The organism is Spirosoma soli (assembly GCF_042684525.1).
GTDB classification, from domain to species: Bacteria; Bacteroidota; Bacteroidia; order Cytophagales; family Spirosomataceae; genus Spirosoma; species Spirosoma soli.
This window is the reverse complement of the sequence record NZ_JBHULN010000017.1, coordinates 113,934-140,326: the sequence shown is the minus strand read 5'-3', so window position 1 is coordinate 140,326 and position 26,393 is coordinate 113,934. Positions and strand designations below refer to the sequence as shown.

11 protein-coding genes are annotated in these 26,393 nt (G+C 49.0%); 3 read left to right on the top strand and 8 right to left on the bottom strand.

Annotated elements, in window-relative coordinates:
• Positions 1-6: 6 nt before the first annotated feature.
• The 4 genes from ACFSUS_RS22500 to ACFSUS_RS22485 form a co-directional block, all read right to left on the bottom strand.
• Positions 7-3,297, bottom strand: coding sequence for a VCBS repeat-containing protein (locus ACFSUS_RS22500; RefSeq protein ID WP_381526044.1), 3,291 nt, complete (start codon positions 3,295-3,297; stop codon positions 7-9).
• A 137-nt stretch (positions 3,298-3,434) separates the two neighbouring features.
• Entirely contained in the window at positions 3,435-6,533 is a 3,099-nt protein-coding gene (locus ACFSUS_RS22495) for a VCBS repeat-containing protein (protein WP_381526042.1), read from the bottom strand.
• Positions 6,534-6,774: 241 nt separating this feature from the next.
• Complete coding sequence (locus tag ACFSUS_RS22490) at positions 6,775-8,355, bottom strand: RagB/SusD family nutrient uptake outer membrane protein (protein ID WP_381526040.1); 1,581 nt, start codon at positions 8,353-8,355, stop codon at positions 6,775-6,777.
• Between the two features lie 106 nt (positions 8,356-8,461).
• Positions 8,462-11,569 (bottom strand): SusC/RagA family TonB-linked outer membrane protein, encoded by a 3,108-nt coding sequence (locus tag ACFSUS_RS22485; RefSeq protein ID WP_381526039.1) that lies wholly within the window; start codon positions 11,567-11,569, stop codon positions 8,462-8,464.
• A gap of 485 nt (positions 11,570-12,054) precedes the next feature.
• Between ACFSUS_RS22485 and ACFSUS_RS22480 the strand changes: the two genes are divergently transcribed.
• Positions 12,055-15,054, top strand: a complete 3,000-nt coding sequence (locus ACFSUS_RS22480; protein WP_381526037.1) for an FAD-binding and (Fe-S)-binding domain-containing protein — start codon at positions 12,055-12,057, stop codon at positions 15,052-15,054.
• A gap of 52 nt (positions 15,055-15,106) precedes the next feature.
• Here the strand turns inward: ACFSUS_RS22480 and ACFSUS_RS22475 are convergent, their stop codons facing one another.
• The 3 genes from ACFSUS_RS22475 to ACFSUS_RS22465 all read right to left on the bottom strand — a co-directional run bounded on the left by ACFSUS_RS22475 (position 15,107) and on the right by ACFSUS_RS22465 (position 21,212).
• Positions 15,107-16,249, bottom strand: a complete 1,143-nt coding sequence (locus ACFSUS_RS22475; protein WP_381526035.1) for an efflux RND transporter periplasmic adaptor subunit — start codon at positions 16,247-16,249, stop codon at positions 15,107-15,109.
• Positions 16,250-16,335: 86 nt separating this feature from the next.
• A complete protein-coding gene (locus ACFSUS_RS22470; RefSeq protein WP_381526033.1) occupies positions 16,336-20,739 on the bottom strand; it encodes a CusA/CzcA family heavy metal efflux RND transporter in 4,404 nt (1,467 codons plus the stop codon).
• Between the two features lie 86 nt (positions 20,740-20,825).
• Complete coding sequence (locus ACFSUS_RS22465; protein ID WP_381526031.1) at positions 20,826-21,212, bottom strand: hypothetical protein; 387 nt, start codon at positions 21,210-21,212, stop codon at positions 20,826-20,828.
• Between the two features lie 271 nt (positions 21,213-21,483).
• Here ACFSUS_RS22465 and ACFSUS_RS22460 point away from each other — a divergent pair, with 271 nt between their 5' ends.
• Positions 21,484-24,039, top strand: coding sequence for a GEVED domain-containing protein (locus tag ACFSUS_RS22460; RefSeq protein ID WP_381526029.1), 2,556 nt, complete (start codon positions 21,484-21,486; stop codon positions 24,037-24,039).
• Between the two features lie 10 nt (positions 24,040-24,049).
• Here the strand turns inward: ACFSUS_RS22460 and ACFSUS_RS22455 are convergent, their stop codons facing one another.
• Positions 24,050-25,522 (bottom strand): APC family permease, encoded by a 1,473-nt coding sequence (locus ACFSUS_RS22455; RefSeq protein WP_381526028.1) that lies wholly within the window; start codon positions 25,520-25,522, stop codon positions 24,050-24,052.
• Between the two features lie 155 nt (positions 25,523-25,677).
• Between ACFSUS_RS22455 and ACFSUS_RS22450 the strand changes: the two genes are divergently transcribed.
• On the top strand, positions 25,678-26,328 hold the full coding sequence (locus ACFSUS_RS22450; protein ID WP_381526026.1) for a hypothetical protein: 651 nt from the start codon (positions 25,678-25,680) through the stop codon (positions 26,326-26,328).
• Positions 26,329-26,393: the final 65 nt, after the last annotated feature.

The following is a 26,393-nucleotide window of genomic DNA, read 5'->3' as shown; positions in this document are numbered from 1 at the left end:
TGCAGCCTACTTTGCCAGTTCGAACAGTTTGGGCGTTGAGTTATTGATCAAATTGATCAGGTATTTTTTGCCATTGATCGTGATCGGACTTATCTGCTTCACTTCTCCGTCGACCTGATAACCACTTTTCCGGATTGGCAACACACTGAAATGGCCCTTACCCTGATTGGCCAAGACCACCCCCCGGCACGCTTCAATCATACCGAGTTGCGGCATAAATTCGGTAAAGTTGCCGCCCAAGATTAGATCGTTTTGGCCATCCGCATTTACATCTTCACAGGCAATGGCATTAATGCACGAAAGCTGAACAACACTCGGCAACTCAGCGATACGAAAGCGTCCTCTCCCATTATTAACGGCAACGATTGACCTGCGATAGTTTACTGTTTTTACCTGACAGTCTTTCAGCACTTCCGGCGCAAACAAGGCCTGAAGCGTTTTGGTAGCGTAATCAGCGTGTTTGAGAATCTTCGTCTTTAAAAACGGAAACTGCTCCGCCATCTCTCGTTTGAGAAAGATCGGAACGTCTTTTCCTTCAATTGTTTTAGTCATGACTTTGTCAAGGACCCCGTTTTTATCGAAATCATTGATCCATAATTTAAGCGGATTAGCTGACGAGGCTTTTAGGGAGAAGTTTTCGCCGATGTTACCCAGCACCAGATCTAGGTCTTTATCGTTGTCAACATCCATAGTAGCCACACTCCCCCAAAAACCGCTAATATTCTCCAGACCCGTAGTCGTTTTACGAAGTTGGTCATTGGTCCATGTAAGAACCTGCGGACTCATCCAGTCGCCGACGACAACCAATTCGTTGCGGCCGTCGCCAGTTATGTCTGCCCAGGCGGCATCGCGCACCATACCAATCTCCAGCAGTTCGGGCGCTACTCGTTGGGTTACGTCATTGAATTCGCCACTACCGTTGTTCTGGAACAGATAGCTCTCCGGACTCACGCCATACTCGCCAGGAAAGCTGCGGCTTCCAACGAATAAATCCAGATCCCCATCGCCATCATAATCGTAGGGTAGTGCCACCGCAGTATTCATGGTATGGGGGGGCAAAGCACGACTGTTGAACGTAAACTGCCCTTTACCATCATTCATATAAAGCCGACTCATCAGCTCGCGCGCCCCTACCCTGGATTCATTACCGCCACTGCCGACAAATAAATCCAGATCACCGTCCCGGTCAGCGTCGAAGAGTTCAGCCGCCGTATCCTCAAAATATTGGGAAGCTGTAAAGGTCTCCTGATCCGATTTCTTAAGCCCTGCGCTGGTTTGCAGGTACAATTGTCCTCCCTGCCCTTTGGCTCCGCAGATATACATATCATCTTTCCCATCACCGTTTACGTCACCAATAGCAGCCTTCGGCCCTTCTGAGGAGAGCTTCATGGGGATGTTTCGCTCATTGAAGAAATCTTCGTAAGCGTCCTCAACGTGGGGCTCAAGCCTGATAGACGAAGCGGTTAATAACGTAGGCGGTACTGCCGGACGAGGTTTTTCTGGTACTACAAGTCCGTCGCGTACGGAGTATACATTTGTCGTTTTAGCTGGTACGTTCCGGAAAACGCTGACTCGTTTATCGTACCAGGTAATTTTTACAGAATCCAGCTTGGCTACGGTTCCAAGACCAATGGTCTGGATGTACTCAGTACTTGATTGGAAGCCCCGAGAAGGGGCTATGTATCGGCTAAATATTTGATTATTAGCAAACAGTTCTATTTTAGACCCTATGGCGAAAGTGTTCTTGCCTTCTCCTTTGAGATTTATGCGTATGTAGTTATTACCTCCTGCTTTTTTTTCAGAATGGTTTTGGTATACGAAGCACTTTTGATTCACGTTGTTGACCACCAGATCCAAATCGCCGTCGTTATCTAAATCAGCATAAGCGGCCCCATTAGAAAACGAAGGTTGATCTAAACCAAACTCTTTGCCACGCTCATCGAACGTTAAGTCTTTCCGGTTATGGAAAAAATTATTGGGGATTGGGTTCGAGGGCATATTTTTTACGATCTCATCAAACTGCTGTTTTTCCCCAGACAGCACCATTTTTTGGGCTAACTCATTCGCGAAGAAGTCGATAAAGTCCTGATCAATTACATCATGATAGATACCGTTGCAGACGTAAATATCATTATAGCCATCGTTGTCGGCGTCGAACAACAAGGCGCCCCAACTCCAGTCGCTGGCGGCTACATCGGCGTAGTAAGCAATCTCGCTGAACGTACCATCCTGGTTATTGAGTTGCAGGCAATTTTGCTGAAGCTGTTTATAAAAGCCTTTCTGTCGTTTCAGATTAGCCACATAGTGTGACTCGAATGATGTTGTTGTCTTCAGTCGACGCTCATCACGGGGCAACATCTCGGTCGTAAAAATCTCGGCATAACCGTCGTTGTTGATATCAGCCATATCCGCGCCCATGGATGCAATGCTCAAGTGCTTCATGCGCTGTTCAACTTCCTCCCTGAATGTACCGTTACGCTGGTTTATGTATAGATAGTCTTTCTCAAAAAAGTCATTAGAGACGTAAATATCTGGATACTGATCGTCGTTGACATCACCAACGGTCACGCCTAGTCCAAACCCGATCAAGCTGCTGTAAATGTTAGCTTCTTTAGTCACATCAGTAAAGAAGCCGTTGTCGTTACGCATCAGCCGATCTCCCCCGCCTTTTAGGAAGTCTGCAACGGGCCAATCTTCTGCCCGTAATTCCCGACTACTCTCGTAATTAAGGGTGTTTACGGGGACAAAGCTGTTATTAAGGATATAGCAGTCCAAGTCTCCGTCCAAGTCGTAGTCAAAGAAGGCGGCATGGGTTGTATAGCCATTTTCGTTTAAGCCGTATTTTTTGGCAGATTCAGTGAAGGTTAAATCACCATTGTTGATATATAGGTCTTTCTCCTGACCAACACCTTTCTGATAACCCGCATTACAGACAAAAATGTCGAGCAGGTTATCGTTGTTAATATCAACCATTACAACGCCCGTTCCCCACTTGCCTTTTCCGCCGACGCCAGCCTTGTCGGTAATATCTTCGAATTGCCAGTTGCCTTTATTGAGGTACAGTTTGTTCTGCCCCATGTTTGACGTGAAATAGAGATCGGGCAGGCTATCGTTATTTATATCGCCAACGGCAACACCACCGCCGTTGTAAAAATTACGGTAGTTGAAGATGTTAAAGGTAGCCTGATTCTTGACAGTGTTTTCGAACGTAACGCCAATCTTATCATTATCCATTCGCTCAAAGAGCGTGTCAGCTTTTTCTTTCGAGCAGGCCGTCAGCATCAGTGTACTACTCACGAGAAACCAAGATCGTAGGTAGTACCCTAGTCCGAGGTGTGCTGTTTTTCTTTGCCGAAGCAGACGAACTAGAAAAGTCAGTATGTTATACGATGACGAAGACAAAGCCACTGAGTACGTATGAATGAACATTCGATTTATTTACTTTGACTATTGAACGCCTGTAGCTTGCCATTGCAGACGCCAATCAGGAGGGTTGACCCGACGCGTTTTACGTCCCGCACATCACCCCGTACAAACAGACCGGTTTGGTCCGATGGCACTTCTTTAAACTGCCAGTTACGCTGATTACTCAACAACAAGCCGTGGTTAGCGTCTACTTTGCCAATGCGTAACCGCATGGTTGAATTATTCCCCATTAACAACAGGTCTTTGGTCCCGTTGTGGTCAAAATCGTCGGCCAAAATACCATAGACGGGCGCGTATTGAGCGGCCGTTGGCAACGGGTGCGGTATAAAGGTTCCACCATCGTTTTCTAGTACGATTGTCCGAAGCTCATTGATCTGTAACTTTTTAGCCTGACGCAACTGTTGCTCATCGAAGCAATTCTCGAGCGTTGCGTTTGCATAAGCCTGGTACGTTGTAAATCGTTTTCGAAGCGATGGAACCTGCTCACAAATTTCATCTCTCGAATAAGCCGGGTAGATTTTACCATCAATCAGATAACTCATGAAAAAATCAAGAGTACCGTTTTGGTCGAAATCATCATAAGTAAGCGTAGCCGGTTGTTCTGAATTTGCCCTAACCTGGGTATTCAGCCCTAAATTACCTACAATTAAGTCTTCGTCACCGTCGCCATCCAGATCAGCTTTCTCGATACGGTTCCACCACCCCGCTAAATCATCGTACACCTTTTGAGAATTGGCGGTTAATCGTCCGTGTTGATTTAGAAGAACAGTCACGGGCATCCACTCGCCGACAAGAATCACATCTGACCAGCCATCGCGGTCAACATCCAGCACGGCCGCATCCGATAGCATACCCAGTCGCCCCAAAGGTTGCTTGGTAAAATGGGCTTTACCATCGTTTATCAGAATAAAGCTCTCGTCGGACGCCGGAAAGCGAAAAGGTTTAACACCTCCTCCTACAAACAGATCTAAGTCGCCATCGCGATCAATGTCCAAAGACTTCACGCAACTACTGTTCTCCGTTTCTGCCGGTAATGGCTGCTTAACGTAGCCAGCAGTCGTATTCAGCCACAATTCATCCTGACGCTTTTCTACTTCCCGAACACCATACCCTCCGTTGGCCAAGTAGAGGTCTGGGCGTTTATCTTCGTTGAAGTCAGCCAGCACCGCATCATTATTTGTGGCGGCCGTTTCATCAGGAAGTTTAATGGGATTGAATGTACCCTTGGGATCTTGCTCAAAAAGTTGCCCCGGCTGCTCCGAACTACCACATATAAAAACATCGCGACGACCATCGCCATTAACATTGCCCACAGTCATTCGTGGCCCCGTAGCGGAGTACTGCATAGGCAGGAGAATTTGCTGGTCGAAGTTGTTAACAGAGTCAGCTTTGTGGGCGAAAGCAGGCGCTTCTATTGATGAAAATATCCGACTTTTGAGAACTGCATCAGTAATTGTAACCGCTTTTGATTGACGGTACTCTAGTGTAATTATCTGATCTGGCTTGACATTAGTAACTGTTTGGTTACGACCGTCCGGCCAGCGTACTACAACTTGCACGTTCTGAGCTTTTTCTCCCAATCCAAAAAGTAGATCATCATGACTGCACGATTCAAAGCCTCGTGTTGGGTACCTTTCCTGTACCTGCTTCTGTCCGTTTATACTAACAGTTACCGTTGCCCCGATACCGAATGGATTTGACGAGGGACCAACCAACCGAATACTCAGATAATCAGCTTTAGTGGTTTCCCGGCTCGTGTTGCGGTAAATTCGGGCTGTCTCATTCAGGTTATTCGTTATTATTTCGAGATCACCGTCTTTATCCAAATCAGCGTACGCACAACCATTTGATACGGCTGGCTCCTTGAATCCCCAATCTTTTTGTTCGTTCGTAAAGGTTAAATCTTTGTTATTCCGGAAAATATAGTTTCGGGTTTTGGTCGTCGGCATCTGCGGAATTTGATTTAGAACAGGCGTTCCGACGGCATCGTCTGAAAACTTGATAAAGTCAGCGTTCGTGAAATCACGTAGAATGCCATTGCTGACGAAAATGTCTTTAAAGCCATCTAAGTTAAAATCAGCCAATAGAACACCCCAGCTCCAATCTGTACCCGATACACCGGCTAGCTGACCAATTTCAGCATACTGCCCATTCGGCTGCTGTATCTGAAGCATGTTGCGCATATTCTGGTGCCAGAACCCATTTTTCAGCTGTGCCTGATAAACGTTCCAGTTATCGGGCCAAGGCAATAACTTTTGGCGGGCGTTGCTCTCGGGCAACATATCGAGCGTCATGATATCAGGTCGATCATCGTTATTCAAATCGGCCACGTCTACTCCCATTGCGGAGTAAGAGGTATGTTCAATACGTTCTCTAAGCTCATCTCGAAACGTACCGTTGCGCTGATTGATATAAAGATAATCGTCTTCAACAAAGTCATTGGCTATGTACACGTCCGGATAACCATCACTATTTACATCAGATACGGAGACGCCCAGCCCGAAGCCTAGGGGATTCCCTTTAATGCCTGCCTTTACCGAAACGTCGGTAAAGTGTCCCTTACCATCATTCTGAAACAGTTTGTCACCAGCGTTATAGTTCCGCTCGGCTCTCATTACAGCAGCCTCTTTACGCTGGTAGTTTTTAAGGTTATGATTGATCAGAAAGCAATCAAGATCGCCATCGCGGTCATAGTCAAAGAAGTTAGCTTGCACGGAGTACCCCGAATCTGCCAAGCCATATTCCGCTGCGCGATCGGTGAAGGTTAAATTATGATTGTTGATGAATAGTTGATTACGCCGGAGTGAATCAGACCGCAAACCCGAATAACAAACATACACATCCAACCAGCCGTCGGCATTCACATCAGCCAGGGTAACCCCAGTTTTCCATCCCCCTTTACGTCCAGAGACACCCGCTGTTGCGGAAATATCCGTAAACACGAGCTTACCTTTATTGATGTAGAGTTTGTTCTCAACCTGATTTCCCGTAAAGAAGAGGTCAGGAAGTCCATCGTTGTTAAGGTCACCGGCCGCTACTCCTCCGCCATTATAGAAATACTCAAACGCTAATACGTTTTCCTGCTCAGTTTCTCGAAGCTGGTTCACAAAAGTGACTCCTGTGTTCTTAACGTCCGTTCTTTCAAAAAGAGGTTTATCTTCTGAACAAGAGAAAAGAAGGAGAGCAAGCAGGAAGACAAGGCACGGTTTCATCAATCGAAAAACGAACAACCCCCTATAGAAGTGCTGATTGATACGTAATTTAATGTTTTACGGAAGCTCCCAAAAGCACAAACAGCAGCTCGGATTGGGCTGCTGTTTGTGTCTTTGAAAGCCAACAACTTAACGCTTAGAGATAGCCTGGATTCTGGGGAGCCAGGTTCGGGTTACTGTCTATAGCCTGTTGTGGGAATGGGAATAGAACGGCCGTAGCGGGCGATCTAGACGGACGCTGATCAACCGGATTCAGGAACGTACCAAACCGGATTTGATCTTGTCGACGCCAGCCTTCCCAGTACAATTCACGACCCCGTTCGGCCAATAACGCATTCAGGTCAACGGTGGCCAGATTAGACGCGTTGCGCGACGCACGAAGGCTGTTTACGATGCCAGCCGGCGTTTGGCCTTGTGGGTCTGTACCTCCCCGTAGAATCGCTTCAGCTTTCAGAAGCAGAACATCAGCGTAGCGCAGGAAAACATAATCATTAACCGGTTTATCTACAGCGCCAGGTTGAGGCAGGTATTTAATAACCCGAATACCCTGTGTTTCTGTGGCAAAACCAAGGTTCACCTGGGGCGTAAATACCAACGGGTTGCCACTACGATCTTTCGCCGGATTCAACCTTCTCAGCGTGTCGGCGATGAACTGCTGACCAACCAGGAAACCGGCGTTCAGACCTGTTAAGGGTGTTAGATCAGGAATTGATCCGCCCCGTCGTTCATCGGCTGGCTCAAAACTGTTGTAGAAATCCGCCAAGGTTGTAAATCCGTTCCATCCGCCCACATACTGGTTATAGTGCGTGGTCATATAATAGCGGTTCTGTACGCTACCCGGCTGAGTCGACGTGGTGTTCGAAATTGTAAAGATCAACTCGGTTGAGCGAGCATCGTTCTCCCAGTGGAAGTTATCAAAATACTTACCCGCCGGAGTTAACGAAAATTTAGCCGATGCAATTACCTGGTTAGCAAAGTAAATGGCTGAATCCATATCTGCTTTGGCAAACGTGAACGGTCCAGCCGGGCTAGCAGGGTCCTGATTATAGACAGCCCGGTTCAGGTACATCTTTGCCAGCATGGCTGCGGCAGCTTCTTTGCTAGCTCGGTTCGCAGTTGCCTTTGCCCAGGGGGCCAGGTTATTGAAAGCTGAACGCAAATCATTGATTACATAATCAGAAGCGGCTTTCCGGCTTAACACAGTCGGATTAGCATCTGGTGCATCACTAACTTGCCGGGTCGGAACGCGGCCCCACAAATCGACAATGTAGTGGGTGAAGAAACCACGTAGGAAACGAGCTTCAGCAGCCTGCTGACCGGTGATTCCAGAGGCAGACAACGTCTGCGTCGCCCGGAACGACCCTGTGTTTAATGTATTCCAGGCATCAATGAGTTGCGGGTGCTGGGCATCCCAGGTATGCTGGTGCAGTTTGCGCCACTGCCCAAAGTCGTCCCAGTCCGTACCACGCGTTGGCCCCATCATTTCATCGGATGGATGCTCTTCCAACGCATATGTCTGTCCCTGGCTGTTTGCCAACGCATTAAGTGACTGATAAGCGCCTTGTAAGGCAGAGGCTGGCTCGACTGGCGAACTGCTATTACTGGCATTTAGAGCCGATTGATTACCAAACACTTTATCATCAAGGTTGGTACAGCCAATCATCCCAAAAACCACCGTGGCAGCTAATAGGCCAATGGTTTGATATTTAGAATTCATGTTCTTTTATGTTGAAGTAGATTGATAATAAGACTTCACATTTCTTACAAACTACCTTATTAGAATAGTTATAAATATTATACGAACTGTGAAGCTGTTTGGTTGCTTAGAACCCAACATTTAATCCAATCGTGACGGTACGTGGAATAGGATATGGTGTATAATCAATACCACGCGACGGAATGTTGTTCAGTGTCTTTACGACGTTTACGTCCGGATTCAGACCTGTATAATTCGTAATGATGAACAAATTCTGACCAGTTAACGACAGTGCCAGCGACTTTGCAAAGCCACCTTGTGGCAAATCGAAGCGGTAGCCAATACTGGCGTTGGTCAGACGAACAAAATCGCTCTTTTCAATGAAGCGGCTCGACACACCCGCCGAGTTCAACCCGCCTTCGGGGCTATTTGCTGCTTCAACCGTTACGTTCCGGCCATTTTTGAGCGATCCCTTCAGGAACAGCGCATTTGCCGTGTTGTTGTAGAGATAACCACCGAACTGGCTATCGAAGAACAGGCTCGCATTGAACTTACCAAACGTAAAGTTGTTTGTCAGACCGGCTCTTAGCTTAGGGAAAGGACTACCTTGATATGTACTCAACCCATTATCGGCATACGTTGAGTAGCCATTGCTGTCGTAGCCCGTGAACGTGGGCGTAAAGAACGCAAACGGTGGATACCCATTCGTTATTAGCTGTGCATAAGCTCCTGACAAACCCTGACCATTAATGGGCCCAGCCGTGACGTTTGTGCCAATGTCCTGGACTTCAATATTCAACGTTGTCAGGTTCAGCAGCGCTTCCCAGGTGAAATTCTGCTTTTGTACGACCTGGTAGTTAAGATTTAACTCGATACCCTGACTCACGATTTGGCCTGGCAGGTTCACCCACTGGAAGTTAACCGGAGCCGGTTGTGCGTAGAACCGTTGGAATAACGTGTTCGTAGCCGACCGGTTATAGTAATCAATCGATCCACCCAGTCTTCCCTGCAAAACGCTGAAGTCGAGTCCGGCACCAATAGTTGTATTCTGCTCCCATTTTAAGTTTGGGTTAGCATTGTTCTGCTGCGTAACCGAACCGTCGGAGTTCCGCTGATAGATGACCTTCGATGCGCCACCTACGAAATCCTGGTTACCTGTAACGCCGTAGTTCGCTCGCAGCTTCAGGTCATCGAAGATGTTCTTCGGCATAAAGCTTTCCTGCGATAAACGCCAGGCAGCGGCTACCGATGGGAAATAGCCGTATTTATTGTTGATACCAAAACGCGACGAACCATCTACTCGCAACGTACCCGTTACCAGATACTTATCATTGATGTTGTAGTTCACCCGTCCGAAATAGGACTGAAGATCATTCTGCGAGCGTGATGAGCCACCTCCGAAAGCGACTTGTCCATTGGCATTAGCTGATCCTAAGTTATCCAAGTAACTAACTCCGTCCGACTGAGCGTAGGGGAAGTTAGCGGCCTGAACGTAACTGGTTCGCGTACCGAATGTCTGATACGAAAACCCAACTACAGCATCAATGTTGCCTTTGCCGATCGCCCGAGTATAGTTCGCGGTATATTCAAGCAGCCGCGAGTTGCGGTACAGATTGTCAATCCGGGCCGCACCACCTAAGTTGCTTCCTGTAGCTGGAAAGATATTGACGGCGTTCGTTACGTTCGGAATGAGTGTAATCGAGAACTGTCCGTTCAGACGTGAATCAATGGCCGCCCGGCGAACCTGGTTTGAATTGTCGATACCAAAATTGGCTTTCAGCGACAGTCCATCTAACACTTTCCAGGTTACACTCGCGTTGGCCAGCGTTCGGTTGGTTACGCCGTTATCCTGATAGTAATCCAGAATAGCCGCCGGGTTCCGGAAGCCACCGCCACTTAGCTGAAAATAGGAGCCATCCGGGTTCCGCACCGGATACGTTGGGTTAGCACTGATGGCGGCTCCAAAGATGTTACCGTTGAAACCCGCATCATTGTTACTCAGCGTATACTGGTCCATTACACCCGCCGTCGTTGCGTTAATATCTACCACGACTTTATCGTTGAACAGATCCTGTGATGCGTTAATCCGGCCTGTAACACGGCGCTGTCCGGTGCTGCGAATGATTCCCTGCTGGTCCTGATAACCTACAGAGAACATGTAGCGAGTGTCGTTAGACCCGCCCCCGAAGCTGGCATTATAAATCTGCGAAACACTGGTACGAAGAATTTGGTCCTGCCAGTCTGTATTACCCTTTGCGTCTACGGCCGCATCGGTTGCATTACCGCCCGCAGCGGCTACGCCAGCCAGGAACGCATCACGCTTGAGCAGGTCATACCGCTTTAGGGAGCTGGCAATAGCTGTCGAAGCCGAGAAGTTAAACTGGCTCTGACCAGCTTTACCTTTGCGAGTCGTAATCAGAATAACACCATTAGCACCCCGTGCTCCGTAGATAGCGGCTGCCGATGCATCTTTCAAGACCGAAATGTTTTCAATGTCAGATGGATTTAAAAACGCCAGTGGGTTACGGGGTGTTGATTGGCCACCCGCACCGACATCAACACCACCACTGCTAAAATCACCTCCATCGAGTGGAACGCCGTCGATTACGTATAAAGGTGTGTTACCCGAGCGCAACGATGTTGCTCCCCGGATGACTACGTTCTGCGCGGCTCCCGGCTCACCACTGGAGGGTGTCACCTGTACACCAGCGACACGACCTTGCAGCAACTGGTCAGGCGAAGCAATGACGCCTTTATTGAAGTCTTTTGTACCCAAGGACGCAACGGATCCGGTTACATCCTTCGATTTCTGCGTACCGTAGCCAACCACTACAACTTCTTGCAGTGCTTTGGTGTCGTCAGCGAGTTGAACATCAACAGTTGTGCGACTACCTACCGCCACTTCTTGGGTCGTGTAGCCAATGAAGCTTAATACCAGCGTAGCATTGTCTGGAACGTTGGGCAGTGTGTATACGCCATCTCCATTGGTAGTCGTACCTCGTTGCGTACCTTTAATTTGTACACTTACTCCTGGTAAAACCGAACCAGTTGGATCGGTTACTTTTCCTGTTACAGTACGTTCCTGCGCCCAAGCCGATAAATTGCCTATCGTTAATACCATAGCCAGTGTTGTCAGAAAGCTAAATAGCATCTTTCGTCCAAACGACTGACGGGTCGCCCCAACTTGGCCTACGTAACCACTTTTATGGTTAGTTGTGTAGGATTTGTCCATCATAGGTTTCAAGTAAAAATTAAAAATAGTAATACTGGGTGGTTTATGGTTTGCTTGTCTAGTTACTTGCTCCTAAGGTTCTATTGCAACATTACAAATACGTGTATATACTTGAATCATAGAACCTTGGAGAGAAATAATAGAACATTAACCTGAGTTAAAAGACAAATTACACATTGTTATAGTGAAATTACAAATGTTATAGAGTTAAAATTGAATTAACCTTCATCAAAATTGTATCATAAATTTTGTTAAAATATAAAAATACATTTAAATTATTCAATTAATTGCTGTTCTCATCTAAATTATTAACTATCTGAATATCACCAGCCGGATAAATGATATAGACTTTAAACAAATAGTATTTTTTTTATAAAAATATAATGGAGTAAACAGAACGTATATGCTCTTCCTGTTGTAATAATTACAGTTAATTTTGCTAAAATATTTTTTACTGGTTGGCTCCGTCCACATACCAGACTGCTTCTATGAACGCAGAAGACCTACGTACTTTAGCTTCTCAGCTATCCGGTGACCTTTTTGACGATAGCACCTACCGAACTTTGTATGCCACAGATGCCTCCGCTTATCGAGAGGTACCTACTGCTGTTGCTATTCCTAAAACAATTGACGATCTAAAGACGCTGATTGCTTTTGCCCGACAGCATAAAACCTCGCTGATTCCTCGCACGGCCGGTACATCTCTGGCCGGTCAGGTAGTAGGCAGTGGTATCGTCGTGGACGTATCAAAACACTTTACAAAGATTTTAGAAGTTAATCCGGAAGAGCGGTGGGTACGAGTGCAGCCAGGGGTCGTGCGCGATGAGTTGAATCAGTTTTTGAAGCCATACGGATTATATTTTGGGCCCGAAACTTCTACGGCCAACCGAGCCATGATTGGCGGTATGGTCGGTAACAATTCATGTGGGTCTAACTCGGTGGTTTATCGCGCCACCCGCGAGCACACCCTAGCGGTGAAAGCCTTACTGGCGGATGGTTCAGAAATGGAGTTTGGTTCTATGACCGGCTGGGATTTTAAAAAGCAGGTTAGTGAAGCTAGCCGCCGAAACGGCTCGGCAACCCTGGCAGATAAGATTATACTGAAGACCAACGCCATTCTATCAGATCCGGCGAATCAGGAAGAGATCCGGCGAAATTTCCCGAAAAAGACAATCGAACGACGCAATACGGGTTATGCGCTCGACACGTTACTCGACATGGAACCGTTTGCCACCGATGGTGAGCCCTTTAATCTGGCCAAATTCATTGCCGGTTCAGAAGGGACGCTTTGTTTCCTGACCGAAATCAAGCTTAATCTGGTGCCGCTACCACCTAAAGAGAGCGGGCTGGTTTGCGTTCACTGCCATTCGATCGACGAATCGCTTCGTGCTACGTTGGTTGCCTTAAAATACAAGCCTTACGCCGTTGAACTGATCGACGACATCATTTTAGAGCGAGCCGATACGAATCCAGAGCAGCGTAAAAACAGTTTCTTTGTCCAGAAAACACCCACGGGTCATTTTCCCATCATTCTGGTTGTCGACTTGTCGCGCGATACCCATTTGGAGATTGAGCAATTAGCCGCCGAAATGGAAACGGAGATGCGGGAAGCGGGTTTAGGCTATCACTATCCGCTCTTGTTCGGCGATGACACTAAGAAAATATGGACGCTCCGCAAAGCAGGTTTAGGTCTCTTAGGAAACCTGCCCGGCGACGAAAAAGCAGTAGCCGTCATTGAAGATACGGCCGTCGACGTTCGCGACTTACCCGACTACATCCGCGATTTCAATGAGATCTTGCGGAAGCACAACATGGCATCAGTACACTACGCTCACGCCGGATCGGGTGAACTGCATTTACGGCCAATCATTAACCTCAAAACTGAAGAAGGCCACCGGCAGTATCGGATGATTGCCGAAGAGATTGCTACGCTGGTAAAGAAGTACGACGGCTCATTATCAGGTGAGCACGGCGACGGTCGGTTGCGGGGTGAATTTATTCCACAAATGGTTGGACCGCACAATTATGAACTGATGCGGCAGATTAAGCACACGTGGGACCCCGACGGCATTTTTAATCCCGGTAAGATCGTTGAGACGCCCCCCATGGATACGTATCTGCGCTACGAAGCAGGTCAGCAGACGCCGGAATTCAGAACGTATTTTCGTTATCACGACCAGAACGTGCTACAGCATGCCGAGCAGTGCAACGGCTCGGGCGACTGCCGCAAAACGCAACTATCAGGCGGAACCATGTGCCCTAGCTACATGGCGACCCGCAACGAGAAAGACACAACACGGGCGCGGGCGAACATCCTGCGCGAAATGCTGACGCGGTCTCCTAAAGAGAATCGATTCGACCACGAGGAAATCAAAGAAGTGTATGACCTGTGCCTGTCGTGCAAAGGCTGTAAGAATGAGTGTCCTTCGAACGTAGACGTAGCCAAGCTGAAAGCGGAATTTTTACAGCATTATTACGACACCAACGGCGTACCGATCCGGTCTCGTCTGATTGCTAATTTCGCGCGCCTTTCTGGCCTGGCATCGCTTGTGCCGTGGGCCTGGAACGGCGTTTTAGGCACGCCATCATTACGACGCATCGCGAATCGTGTCGTTGGTTTTCACCCCGACCGGACAATGCCCCTTTTAGGTAAAACGACGCTTGAGCGATGGGCAAGGGGCCGAGGGCATGGAGCGGAGGGCACGGAGCAGAAGGCAAAGGGTAGTGAAGCCATGGCTCCTACTCCTCAGGCTCTAAGTAAGCAACTTTACTTCTTCTGCGACGAGTTCACTAACTACAACGACGTTGAGGTTGGCCAGAAGGCGATTCAATTGTTTGAGCGGTTAGGCTACGAGGTAGTCATCCCCAAACATGGCGAAAGCGGCCGGGCAGCGCTGTCGAAAGGTATGTTGAAATACGCCAAGACTTTAGCGGAGTACAACGTTCGGGCGCTGAAAGACATTATTACGACCGACACACCCCTAGTAGGCCTTGAACCGTCGGCCATCCTGACCTTCCGCGACGAATATCCAGATTTAGTAGACGAGTCATTGGTAGCGGACGCCAAGCGCATTGCCGAACATGCTTTGACATTTGAAGAGTTCATCGCTCGCGAAGCCGACGCCGGACGTATTCGCCCTGAGCAATTTACCGAAGAAAAACGCTTGATTAAGCTACATGGGCACTGCCAGCAAAAAGCAGTATCATCGTTGGTGCCAGGCAAAAAGTCGTTGTCGCTGCCTAAGAACTATACTGTACAACTGATCCCATCCGGTTGCTGTGGCATGGCGGGGTCATTTGGTTACGAAGCTGAGCATTACGAAGTCTCTATGAAGATCGGTGAGTTAGTGCTCTTTCCGACGGTTCGGCAACAACCCGAGGAGGTCATTATTGCCGCGCCCGGTACGTCGTGCCGTCACCAGATTAAAGATGGTACGGCTCGCAAGGCTAAGCACCCGGCCGAGATCTTGTTTGAGGCATTGAAGTAAGGCGGGTGGAAATCCGCTTTTTGTGTGGTTAAAAAGCGGATTTCCACCCGCCTTACTCTTCTTCACCTTCCCCTTTGGTTAACTGGGCTTCGAGTAAGTAAGCGCCTTTGACAACGACTTTAGATAAGTCCGTTGGTTTTGTAGGTATCACCTCAACACGTCCTCCTTCACTTTGGCCTAGCTTAACCGGAATGCGCCGGTAGGTTCGGGCTTGTACTGTGGGGACATACACGAAGCCGTTTTGGCCCTTACGGACGACGGCCTCCTCAGGCAAAGTTGTCGCTATGCGTGTACCGGTTAAAATACGAGCGCTCAAAAACATACCAGGAATAAGCCGGGCCTCCTGCGACTCGTTGTCAATGTGGCCATGCACGTTGATTGTGCGGGCTTCGCCTTCAAACGCGCGGCCAACCAGGTAAACCCGGCCGCGCACCGTTTCGGCTCCTAACTTAGCATCGTTGAGCAATATGGTCTGTCCGTTCTTGATCTTGAAGGCATCGTTTTCGAACACATTCAGCTCAAGATGCTTATGCGTTTGATCCATCACCTGAAATAGCACATCAGTGATGGCGACCTGTTGTCCCAAATGCACATTAGAAGCTGTAACATAACCCGCTACGGGCGAAACAATCCGCATAGTAGGGGAGAGTGTTCCCCTGTTAAGGGCCTCAATAGGCGTACCTAACGTCCGTAGCTTGAGTAATAACGAGTTGACCAACGCCCGATTACTGCTGTAATCGGCTTGTGCTTGTTGAAGTTTCTTCTTTGCCCCTACGTCTTCGGCATTTAGTGTTTTCTGGCGTTGTAATTCCTCTTCCTGATACGTCAGCTGGCTAACCGCTTGCAGGTAATCCTGCTGCATTTGAATATAATCCAGGCTTTGAAGCGTCGCTAACGTAGCGCCTTTGCCAATCCGCTGGCCGGGCAATACGCCCACGCTTTTTATAACACCGTTAATCAACGGGCTAATTGACGCCATGTACTGCGGAGGGACATCGACGGTGCCTGTTGTCTTTACCTCATCGCTCACCGTCGTTTGCAAAGATGTACCCAACTGAAGACCCATTGCCTTAACCTGTTCGGGCGTTAGGGTGATTTCACTCGTGCTCAGCCTAATAGCTTCGTTCTCTGGTGTTTCGCTGGTAGTATCTTCAGCAGGTTCACTTTTGCCTGCGCAGGAAAAAAGGGTAAGCAAGCTGTAAAGTATGATAATGTATCTCATGTCTACGTTCGTATGTTTTGTGGTCGGTGCTGTAGCCTGGACCAGCGGTCCGGGCTACTTTACTCAAGACCTAGCAGCTGCTCGGTTTGAATAATGACGTTCGTGTAGTTGAAGACAGTTTCAAGGTACTGTTCTTCGATGGCAAACGCCTGCTGAGCATTTTGAAAGAATTCTACGTAATCGATCTCGCCGGCTCGATAGCTTCGTAAAGCGGTCGATTGAATGAGCCTGGCCTGCACCAGGGCCGATTGTTCAAAATAAGCCAGCGACGCGCGCAAGGTTTCGGCGTTACGTTGTAACGTAGCCAGTTGGCCCGTCAGCTGGGTTTGAGCATAGATGAAGTTATTGTCGATAATCTGCTCATTGATCCGGGCCGCAGCAATACGAGCTTTAGTCGCCTGAGTGAACAAGGGGACAGCAACCCCTGCCTGAACAACGTTGAACCCTATTTCATGCATAATCGATTGGTTATAATACCCAATCAACAGGTCGGGCTTTAGCCGTTGACGTTCCAGAGAGGTTTGATTCCGGCTAACCGTACGCTCCTGCTGCAAAACCGACAAGGCTGGGTTGCCTTCAGTAATAGTGTTATCAGCAACTGGTAAGTCGCGCCGGAGCGCAAACGTAGTGTCAATACCTATGGGCGTCGGCGCGTTGGCTAGTAGCTGTAATGTGCGCAAGTGAGCTTCCATATCAGCGCGGAGAGTTAATCGACGCAGCCGAACACTCTGTAAGCGGGTGTCAGCCGACACTTGCTCCAGGCGGTTCGTTTCTCCTGTCTTGTAGCGAACGCCAGCAGCTCGAGCCGCATTCTGATATAAGCTGTCCTGATGACGGAGTAAGCCACTCAACCGATAATCAAACAACAATTGGTAATAAGCTCGCTTCACGCCAGCATTCAGTTCAACTCGCCGGAGCGCCAGTCGTCGTTCGGCAGAAGTAGCCGCGCTTTGATATAGTTCTTTCTGAGCCCGGTAAAACGAAGGCAAAGCGAAGGTTTGGGTTACCCCCAGAATATAATCCGTTGGTTGGGCCTGCGTCTGACCAACCTGTAGCTCTACGTTTGTCTTAGCCGGATCGAACGACGAACGAATTAAAGCCCGCTGACTTTCTATCTCTAGTGTACTTCCCCGTAAGAGCAGGCTTTGCCGATTCGCTATGTCAATAACCTGAGGAAGTGATGTTTGCCCTATGCCGGTAGTTACAAGTCCTAAAAGCAACAAGATTGTCAACGTGGTTGGCACAGCCGCCGATGGGGTCGATTTATCACGTTTGTTCTTTCCTGCTACTAAACTATACAACACAGGCAGCACAACCAGGGTGAGTATAGTGGCCGTGAGTAGGCCGCCAATTACCACTGTCGCCAGGGGTTTCTGCACCTCAGCCCCAGCCGAAGTTGATAAGGCCATGGGTAAAAAGCCGAGCGAAGCCACCGAAGCGGTCATGATTACCGGTCTGAACCGCACTCTCAGCCCATGAAGGATACGGTCGTTAAGATTCCGCTCGCCTTCTTTTTCAAGTTCGTTGAGGTAGCCAATTAATACGATACCATTCAATACGGCTACTCCAAACAGGGCAATGAAGCCAACACCCGCCGAAATGCTAAAAGGCATATTGCGTAACCACAGCGCCAAAACGCCCCCGACGGCCGCTAGTGGTATGGAGCTAAAGATCAGAAGGGCATATTTCAGCGAATTAAACGTAGCAAACAAGAGCAGGAAGATTAAGAATAAGGCAACCGGAACCGCAACACTTAGTCGCTCTTTGGCCCGCTCTAAGTTTTCGAAAGCTCCCCCGTAGGTATAATAATAACCAGCAGGCAGTTTTACCTTTCCTTCAATGCGTTGCCGGATATCGTTCACTACACTTTCAACATCGCGCCCTCGTATGCTGATGCCGATGTTGATTCGGCGCTTGGTGCCGTCGTGTGAAATTTGGGCGGGGGCCTGCACGTAGTTGATTGCCGCCACTTCGCCTAATGGAATGCTGCCTCCTCCCGGTAACGCTACATACAAACCGTTGAGGTCAGCCATCTGCTGACGACGGGCACTGTCTAAACGAACAACCATATCGTACCGCCGTTCGCCTTCGTATACTGGTCCGGTGAACTCACCAGCAAAGCCAGCTTTAATCAGGCGGTTCACCTCGGCCACCGAAACTCCGTATTGCGACAGCTTTGCCCGGTCGTACCGGATGTTGATCTGCGGGAGCCCTACTGTCTGCTCAACCCGCAGACCGGCAACACCGGGTACTTTTTCGATCAGTCGGCCACAGGCGTTCGCTTTGTCGAAGAGTGTTTGCAGGTCATCGCCAAAGATTTTGACAACGATATCAGATTTAACGCCAGTCATCATTTCGTTGAAACGCATCTGGATAGGCTGCGTTAACTCAACCGATGAACCGGGTACTTCCTGCTCCAGCACAGCTGCCATCTTAGCGCCCATATCATCCCGATCGGTAGCGTTTGTCCAATCGGCGCGGTCTTTCATGTTGATCATCAAGTCGCACTGCTCTACGTTCATGGGGTCGGTGGGAATTTCAGAAGCGCCAATACGAGCGACAATTTGGCGAACCTCATGAAAATGCTTTCGAAGCGATTTCTCCGCTTTTATGGTAGCGTCAATTGTTGCCGATAACGACGTACCTGAAGGCATTCGGAAGTCAATAGCCATGTCGCCTTCATCGAGTTGAGGGATAAACTCGCCACCTAACCGACCGAATAGCAATATGATAAGGGCCAGCATACCTAGTGAAATTAACACGGTTGTTTTGCGCCAGCGCAAGGCTAGTCTTACGATAGGCTCGTAATGCTTATAAAGCCAATTCATGAGCCGGTCCGAGAAAGTACGTTTGTTATTAACCGTCTTAGGCAGCAGTAAGGCCGACATCATTGGCACGTACGTTAATGACAATACCAGTGCCGCCAGAATGGCAAAGGCAACGGTCTCGGCCATCGGGCGAAACATCTTTCCTTCGATACCCGTGAGCGATAAAATCGGTAGATACACAATTAAAATGATGATTTCGCCAAAAGCTGCCGACCGCCGGATGGCGGATGCTGATTCAAACACGGCCTCATCCATCTCGTCCTGATTGAGCGTTCGGTCGATAAAGCGTTTTTCCTGGCCAAAGTGGTGCAGCACGGCCTCCACAATAATAATCGAACCATCGACAATCAGGCCAAAGTCAATAGCGCCCAGACTCATCAGGTTGGCCGACAGGCCCAGCGTTTTCATCATGCCCAGCGTGAAGAGCATGGCCAGCGGAATCACCGACGCCACAATGAGCCCGGCCCGCCAGCTCCCCATTAGAATTAATAGTACGGTGATCACAATCAGACCGCCTTCGAGTAGGTTCCGGCTAACGGTATTGATCGTTTTGCCAATCAGTTTAGTGCGATCAATGAATGGCTCAATTCTGACACCTTCTGGTAGTGATGCCTGAATCCGTTTTATTCGCTCTTTAACCCCCTTGATGGTCGTTTCTGAATCAGCCCCTTTAAGCATCAGCACAATACCTCCCACCGCTTCCCCTTCGCCATTACGGGTTAATGCCCCAAACCGAACGGCATGGCCAAACCGAACCGTCGCTACGTTTCCAATGCGAATTGGCAGACCATGATCGGTACGAATGATGGTATTTTCAATATCTTTCAAATTAGTCACTGCACCTTCACCCCGAATGAAATACGCCTGGTTATTCCGTTCGATGTATGAGCCGCCCGTGTTGGCATTATTGCGCGCCATGGCATCGGCCAGCTCAGTAAGGGTAACGCCCGCCGATCGCAGTCGGTCGGGGTCAACGGCTACTTCGTACTGCTTCAGGTACCCACCGAAGCTGCTAATCTCAATGACGCCGGGGATACCGGCCAGTTGCCGCTTCACGATCCAGTCCTGAACCGAGCGTAATTCTGACAGTGAATACTTGTCTTCGTAACCCAACTGTGGCACAAGCGTGTATTGATAAATTTCGCCCAGGCCCGTTGTTATCGGAGCCAGAAACGGTCGGCCATAGTCGGTGGGTATGTCTTGCACCGCCGTTTGCAACTGCTCCGAAACCAACTGCCGAGCTTTAAGCATATCGGTATCTTCAGTGAACACAACCGTCAATACGGAAATACCTAGTTTGGATACAGACCGAATCTCTTCGACGTTTTGGAGGTTGGCCATCGCCAGCTCAAGCGGGGTCGTAATAAACCGCTCGGCCTCCTGAGCCGCCAGTGCCGGCGTTTGTGTAATGACAACAACCTGGTTATTGGTAATGTCGGGTACGGCATCGACTGGTAAGTGATAGGCCGAGTAGCCTCCCCAGCCAATCAGAGCCAGCACAAAAGCCCCAATAACCAGCTTGTTTTGAATACTAAATCGAATGATAGCGTCAAACATGAATGAAGCAGTAAAAGACAAATCGCCGGAGCGGTTTGGTTGAGCAATCACGAAATGGATACGAGCTGTTACGTCCATTAGTCATGGATACGCCAGCTTAACAGCTAAACACGGCTGCCAAAGAGAGAACCAAAATTCGGAGAATGGTCTGGAAAGTAACCCTATCAAAAACGGGGAGGTTGAAGCAGAGAGGAAAACGCCTGCTGGCTGGTCATGAGCTGTATCCTGAATATAGCCAAGGCATCGAGCTCGGTTATGAACAATTCGCAGACGAGCCGAAACAGTTGGGTGAAGTCGTAAGCAGAAGAGTGGTTATCTAACGTCGGCAAACGGCTGTGGCTATGATTTGGCGCTTTGTGGTGATGGGAATCCAGTACGTAGTGTTCTACCAGAAACGCCCAAAAGCTTAAATCGCAACCTTCTTCGCGTTGGTGTTCGTGGTAATGCGCCATTAACTCGGGCAAATGAGCCGCTTGTTCTGCGCTCACCCGGGGAAACAGGCTGCCTACGAAGAACATAATTGCTAAAGCGAACGCTACAACCCGTTTCATTGCCGTTTTAGTAAAGCGACTTAATCAACACAAGGTAAGTCCATCGCTTTTTAAGTAAGACTCCCTTTGAGAGATGAGTGTTTTCAAAATTACAACACTTTGTACAGATGCGCTGCAAGAAACCTTGTTTGCTCGGTTCATCAGAAAAGTTATAAGTTATCTAAAATTTATTTTTATTAACTTTATATTTAAGATCTAATGTAAGTTATCTCATTGAGTAGTGCAATTAACTCCGACCTAGTGCTTTTCTACCAATCAAGCACCACTCGTTATGAAGAAATCTTTACTATTAGTGCTTATGGGCTTAGCCCTTATCGAACAAGTTCCGTTATTGGCTCAGCGGACTCCTCCGCCCGTATGTGCAACGCCTGACCTACCCGACACCCAACGCAAAGCATTAAGCAGTCAGGCCGCAACAGCCTTGCGCATTAAACAAGCCACGAATGCGCCGTTAACCGGTATTACGTATGTACCAATCCGGCCGCACATCATTCGTCGCAGCAACGGTACTGGTGGGATAACACTTACAAAGCTGAACAACGTAATGGCGATGGCGAATAGCTACTACTTGCTTAATGGTACGGGCATTCAGTTTTACTTCTGCGGAACTACACCTGATTATATTGATAATGACGTACTCTATAACAGTTTTACGGCTTTTAACGAATCATTGGTTAACGGGCGCGATGCATTTAACGCCCTGAATCAATATTACGTTAATACCTTTGATTCTGACATAGGCGGGTATGCCTACTTTCCATCGAATTCAATAGTATCGACCCGCTCATATATACTAAACGAAGCTGACGAAGAAGATTTGGGTAACCGGCTGATACCGCATGAATTAGGGCACAACTTTAGCTTATACCATACTTTCGGTAACGGAAGTACTGGCACGGCAGAATTAGTAACCCGTGGCCGCGGAGCCAACTGCACAACCGAAGGTGACGAACTCTGTGACACCCCCGCCGACCCGTTCGGACTGCCGGGTGCCACTGTTACGTCGATAAATGGTTGCGATACCTATAGCGGTACAGTCGTTGACGCTCAAGGCAATCGGTATACGCCGTCTGTAACAAACATCATGTCGTATTATCTTCCGTGTGTACACGACTTTACATCGGGACAATACGAACGAATTCAGGCAGGGCTTGCCTTACGCCAGAGCCACACCGTTTATTCCCTCAACTACCCACCGACGCCCGTAAACGCCCCCAGTAACCTGGTAGCTGACATCGCAAATGGTAGCGTTGTGCTTACCTGGCAGGACAATGCCAACAGTGAGTTTGGTTACTTCATTGATCGGTCTACTTCACCAACGTCCGGATTCTTACCTATTGGCGGGGTTGGCCCGAACGAAACAAGGTATGTTGATTCGAAAGCAGCCAGCTATACCGTTTATTACTATCGGGTTAGACCATCAAATGCTACAACGGCCGGAATCAGCCCTGTGGTCAGTATTAAAACGCCAACCTGTCGGCCAAGCTACAGTAGCAGCACCTGTACCGAGGGCGACGGCCTGGCCAGCTTCACCCTTAACGGCGTTACGCTCAGCCAAAATTCCGGTTGCTCTATAGGTGGCTACAGCTCAAACACGGCGGTTTCGATGGACGTAACCGCTGGACAATCATACACGTTTGCGGGAACGCTGTTATCTTCTTTTTACAGGGAGGGCGTAAGCATCTGGGCCGACCTAAACCGCAATGGATTCTTTGAGCCTGATCAGAATGAACGTCTCTACATAACTCCGGCAACACTGACCAGCCAATTTTCTGGCACACTGACACTACCTGCTAGTCTTACTGCTGGTTTGCTTACGCTACGCGTCGTTGTTGCCTATAATGTCAATCCAGGCGACCCGTGTGGGATCTATACCTACGGCGAAACAGAAGATTACACGCTTAACGTAGTTGACGCGCCAGCTGCGTCAAGCGGGGCTGATTTGGCTATATCCTTACAAACTAGTGACCGTACACCAGCGCTCAATCAGCCTGTCACCTACTCGGTCACTTTATTTAACAATGGTCCTGCCGACGCTACTGGGATTCGCTGGGAGAACCGTCTACCAACCGGTTTAACCTTCCTCAACGGTGATGCAGGTGTCGTTGGCTCTTCGACCGCCGTGGGCGGCTCAACCAGTATTGCCCTGGCGAGCGGCCAGTCGGTTACCTACTCCTATCGGCTTCGGGCGGCTCAAGTAGGTACCTACGTTAATGCCGTTCAAATTTTGAATAGCGATCAACCCGATCCAGATTCGCAACCAGGGTCGGGGACGGGCGACGGCCAGGACGATGCCGCATCGGTAGATATACGCACCAGAACAGGTACTACCGTTGTCTTTACGTCACCAAATCCGAATCAGACGCCACTACCACCTGTTGCCTCAAATCAGCCAGCGCCTAACCCCACCAAGGCCGATCTTTCATTGGCAATTAACGTCAGCAACCGCACTCCCACGCTCAATAAAGCAATAACGTTTACAATCAGGATCAGCAACGAGGGCGGCTTAGCAGCTTCTAACGTTGTCGTCCGCGATACGTTACGTAGTCTAGCTTTCTTATCGTCCCCTACTAACATGAGCGTAGTGAACACGGGACCAACTTTTGTTGTGATTGAAGGTAGGGTTAACTCTTTACCAGCGGGTCAATCAGCAGAGCTAGTTTTTATGGCAACTGCCAACACCGCCGGTTATATCAGGAATGCGGCTCAAATCTGGTCGAGCAGCCCCCCCGACCCAGATTCAACACCGGGAAGTACTTCACCAACGGCTAACAATTTGAACGGGGAAGACGATATTGGCTGGATCGATTTACGAGTAGGCTTTTGAAGACAGCTGGTTATCCGCCAAAGGGCCACCGTTTGCGCACTCGCGCTGATATCAGAAATGCCAAAACACCCAAGGCAATTACCGTTACTCCCGAAATCATGAAGGTGACACCTGTAGATAAAAACACAAATAGCCATACCGAAATGGCTAAGAGCACGGGCAAGGGGTAGAACGGCATTCTGAACGGAAAACTCACGCCCTGCACAGTTGATCTGTCGCCCTGCTCGGGTAGTGATTGATAGGTACGTCGGCGATGGAGTAACAACAAACCGACTGCCTGCCCAATAAATTGTACGACAATCCGCATGGCTAGAATGGCCGTAATAACGTCGCCAAGCCGAAACAGCAGGCTAAATAAGAAGCCCAGGCCACCCAGAAAAAGCAGCGACACATACGGAAATTGCCGGGTCGGGTGAAGCTTGGCAAACACTTTAAAGAACTGCCCGTCGGCAGCGGCAGCATACGGCACGCGTGAGTAGCCTAGCAATACGGCAAACAAAGAAGAGAATGCCACCAACAGCACCAGGACTGTAGCCATTCGAGCTGCCCCGGGCCCGTATAGCGTCTCAACAAACGTGCTGACAATAAACTGGCTATTCTGCGCCTGCTGCCAGGGGACGACGCTCACAACGCTCAGGTTCATGAGCAAATACAACGCAGCGATGCCCACAATTGAAATAAACATGCTGGCCGGAATATTTCGGGTAGGGCGTTGTATTTCGCTGCCTAAGTGGCAAACATTATAATAGCCCAGGTAGCAGTAGATCGTTTTAACCGATGCCTGGCCCAATCCTGCGGCCAGCAAGCCGCCACTTACCGAGCTGACCGAATGAAACGTTTCGGCCAGGGGAATACGTGCGTTGGTCAGTCCGCCAACAATAATCCAGCCCAGTGTTAGCAGCACGGCACCCCACATCACCAAGCCTATTTTGCCAATAGAATCAATCTTGCGGTATAGTAAGACGATGATCACTAACACTACTCCGCCCGAAACTGCTTTGCGTTGCCACTCGTCTAGCGGCATCAAGTAAGACGCGTATTGCGCAAAGCCGATAGCGCCCGACGCCATTACCAATGGAGCCTGAATAAGCGTTTGCCACACGTAAAGAAAAGATAGGAGTCGTCCCCACCGGCGTTCGCCGTAGGCAATTTTCAGAAAGTTGTAGCTGCCTCCGGCTTGCGGAAAAGCGGCACCTAACTCAGCCCACACAAATGCGTCGATCAATGACACCACCGCTCCTAGTACCCACGCCCATAGAAACAGCGGTCCGCCCATGGTTTTGATGACCAGAGGTAGCACTACAAATGGGCCGATGCCTACCATGTCGATCATGTTCAGCGCGGTACCCTGGAGTAGATTTAAGCGCCGGGGTAAGGCAGACGAATCGGGCGACGCATTAGAAGGCGGTTGAGAAGACGTAGAATCAATCAATAGCGTACCGGATTGCGGAGACAATAAGTCAATGGCGAGACTATTTGCCAACGGTTTGCTACGTCCGAAAAGTTCGATTTTATACACCGCTCTAACCGTTTTCTCCCCTTTATTAAGCCACTATACCATTTGGCGAGTATTTCCGAACAAATACTATAGACAAAGGTTGATAATCTATGAATTGAATGAACTTACAGCAAAACGTTATGAAAAAGTCAGTAATATTTAGTCTGACCCTAATGATGGGTTTAGCCGCTAACAGCTATGCCCAGAACCAGGGTGGTAAGCTCACTACAAACGGGGTAGTGTCACAGCAGGGGCAGACGCCTAACAAAAATACCAGTTCGGTAGAGGGTATGAAGCGTAAAGGAAGCGGTAAGATGGCTTCGGGCGCTACGCGAAATGGCAATAGTAATCTCTCGCCGACTTCGCCAACCAATACGCAGGGGAGCACCTCGCAGGGTTCCGCTAGTGTTCCATCAAACGGTGGAGCAAAAGGAAGCCGCGTGAGCGAATCTCGACCATCAAACGGTCCGAAAAGCACTAAAAATGGTACGGCTTCTGATGGCGGGTTGACCAGTAACGGAACACCTACTTATGGTGCTAAAGTAGACACAAAGTCAACCTCGGGCGCAACTGGCGGCTCTAAACGGCCAACATCAACGGCAGCAACGCAGAAGGAAGCTAATACGAGTGATAAGAACGTAAGCACGGGGTATCCGCAGCCAACTGGGCCCGGCAAACCCGGTACGCCTTCGGGTAATGCCAAAGGAAAGTCGGCCAAAGGTAACAGCTACCCACAAACGGGTAGCGGCAGTGGCAACGGTAACAGTAGCGGCAGCGGCAGCAATCAGTAAGCCTATTGTATTTCAACAAAAAAGGGCCACTCGTGTAAGTGACCCTTTTTTGTTGGAGCAGTTTA